The sequence below is a fragment of the Rhizobium tibeticum genome, assembly GCF_900110205.1.
GTDB lineage: Bacteria > Pseudomonadota > Alphaproteobacteria > Rhizobiales > Rhizobiaceae > Rhizobium > Rhizobium tibeticum.
The window spans coordinates 1-2,419 of record NZ_FOCV01000127.1 but is presented as its reverse complement, the minus strand read 5'-3'; the positions used below and the strand labels follow the sequence as shown (position 1 = coordinate 2,419).

At 59.1% G+C, this 2,419-nt stretch carries 2 protein-coding genes; both read right to left on the bottom strand.

Translation table 11 applies throughout. From position 1 onward, the window contains the following. Positions 1–37: 37 nt before the first annotated feature. Positions 38–2,137, bottom strand: a complete 2,100-nt coding sequence (locus BSG20_RS35090) for a recombinase family protein (RefSeq protein ID WP_072382002.1) — start codon at positions 2,135–2,137, stop codon at positions 38–40. Beyond that, on the bottom strand, positions 2,134–2,419 hold a 286-nt coding region (locus tag BSG20_RS37175), incomplete at its 5' end, for a hypothetical protein (RefSeq protein WP_210216969.1). The genes BSG20_RS35090 and BSG20_RS37175, both read right to left, overlap by 4 nt.

The following is a 2,419-nucleotide window of genomic DNA, read 5'->3' as shown; positions in this document are numbered from 1 at the left end:
GAACGATCTGCGTTCATATTGCATCTCTCTTTCGCATTCAGTTGAAGGTTTTGGCGTGTCTGGCATTTTCCTTACGGGCGGCGACGCGATCGACGAGCTGGTTCCATCGACTGCATTGCTTTTGCGGTAAATCTGTCTCCGGAAGCTCGTACAGATAGTAGTGCCCGTTGTAGGCATGGCTGGTGATGAGGCCGTGTTCAGCCCATCTGGCGAGGGTATGCTCATGGATATTGAGGTGTGCAGCCGCCTCTTTTTTTGTCAACATCCCACGATCCCGGAGCCGGTCATAGCGTGATATCAGCTTGTATTCGCGCACGAGATAGGTGACGCGTTTGGTTGTGAAGCGTGCATTCCGCTGATCACGGCGCGTCACCGAGCCCGGACGATATCCCTGATCGTTGAGCATCTCTGCGATCTCGGAAAAAATATGATTGTCGAGGAGTTTGTCGATCAGTTCGATGATATCGGGGTTCGTCTTGACCTGCTGGCTGGGGGATTTTGGGCTCATGGTGACGAGCGTCTGGGTTTTACCGCCCTTGAAGCGAATATGAGCCTTGGTTGTGCCTCTCTTCGGTAGCTTGAGGAGGGTGACGTCCTCGATGATGTGGGCAAGCAGGCGCTTTCGTTCGCGGTTCGGGGTCTCTGGATTGGTCCAGAGTTTTTTGAAGTCCGCCGTCATTGCGACCAACCGCTCGTGGACGGCCTTATCGAGGATGAATTGATCTTGCTCCGGGACGCGCTCGCGCTCTTCGCGGGCATTAGCCAGGATGCGGAGCTTCTCGTTCCATTCGCCTTCGAGCGTGTCGGCGACGAGGCGGTTATTGGGATCGACGAGCATGAAGCGGCGCTGGGCGAGATCGGCTTCCGTTTGCGCGCGCTCGATCGCGCGACAGCGCAGCCGATCCGCCTCTTCATGTCGCGCTTCGATCTCTTTGCGGACTTCAATTGCCAGTTCGATGGCTGCCGGCGTCATCTGCTCGGCGATCAGCATACCGATGGCTTCGTCGACGGGAGGTGCAGCGATCGCCTGGCACAAGGGTTCACCGCGATTGCTACGGGCGCGATCACAAACGTACCAGGCTTCCTGCCGGCCGCGTCGGGCAGCGTAGCGCATGCGAAAATGCCTGCCGCATTGCCCACACACGGCCCGCCCCTGCAGCAGTGCCGGGCCTTCGCGCGGACGTGATGCGACCCCCGCGTTCCATTTATGACAGATGTTCGACTTCAGAATCCTCAGGTTCTCCTGATGCTGCTCCCAACTGATGTAGCCGGGATGGGCATCTGGAATACATGCCGTCCAATCATCATTATCTTGTTCACGCACAATCCTCTTGCCATCAATGGTGCGTCGATAGCGGCGGCGGCCATAGGCATAGGCTCCGGCGTAACGTGGATTGTGCAGCACACGCATCGCCGTCGAAGTCGTCAGTGGCCGGAATACCGTCTGGCTGTCGTGCAGGCGTGAGGGAAAGAGAATGCCTTCCTGACGAAAGGCCTTGACGGTCTGGGAGGCGGATCCGACGCGAGAGAACGTCTCGAAGAAATGGACGATCGTCTCTCTGACTTGCATGTCTGGTTCAAGTGCCACATTGCCGGAATGGTCATAGACCAGCCCGGTTGGCAGGGGGCAGCGGAACTCGCCGCGCCGTGCCTTGTTGAGGATGCCGCCGCGCAGCCTTGCCTTGATCACATGCAGTTCGGCTTCACTCATCGTTCCCTTGAGGCCCAGCAAGAGGCGGTCGTTGAAGCTTGCCGGATCGTAGACGCCATCCTCGTCGAGGATCAGGGTGTCAGCAAGGGCGCAGATCTCCAGCAGCCGCTGCCAGTCGGCATTGTTGCGGGCCAGACGGGAGACCTCCAGGCCCATGACGATCCCGGCATGCCCCATGCCGACATCGCTGACCAGCCGCTGAAATCCTTCGCGCCAGACCGCCGATGCGCCGGATTCACCCTGATCGTTATCGATGACGATAATCTGCTCCTCGCGCCAACCAAGGGCGATAGCGCGCCCGCGAAGCGCATATTGCCGCATGGCGCTCTCGGTATTGTCGATGACTTGCCGCATCGAAGATTGGCGGATGTAGAGGTAGGCGCTGCGTTCGAGGTGATGAGGCTGGACTTTGAGATGTACATTCATCGTGATCTCCGATCGTTGATGCTCATGGCGATTGTCGCAAGGACGTGAACGACGGCGCTGTGTCCGCGGTGCAGCGGCCAAGCAATTGACGATGGGTAATTCTGCTCTCGCGGGGTGATTGCTGTTGCGGTCAGCGTCTGAGCCCATCCCCACATGCCCCGGCGCAAAAAGAGCATCAGGCCGCTACGGGCCATAAGCGGCAGCGCTGCGCCGAGAGCAGCCTTGCGCAAGACCTCGTACTGGGACGCGATGGTCGACGGTAGGATCGGGCATGCCGCCGTC

What these genes read in the sequence shown, in the direction of transcription:
- BSG20_RS35090 (WP_072382002.1), bottom strand. Translation starts at nt 2,137, where the DNA reads ATGAATGTACATCTCAAAGTCCAGCCTCATCACCTCGAACGCAGCGCC.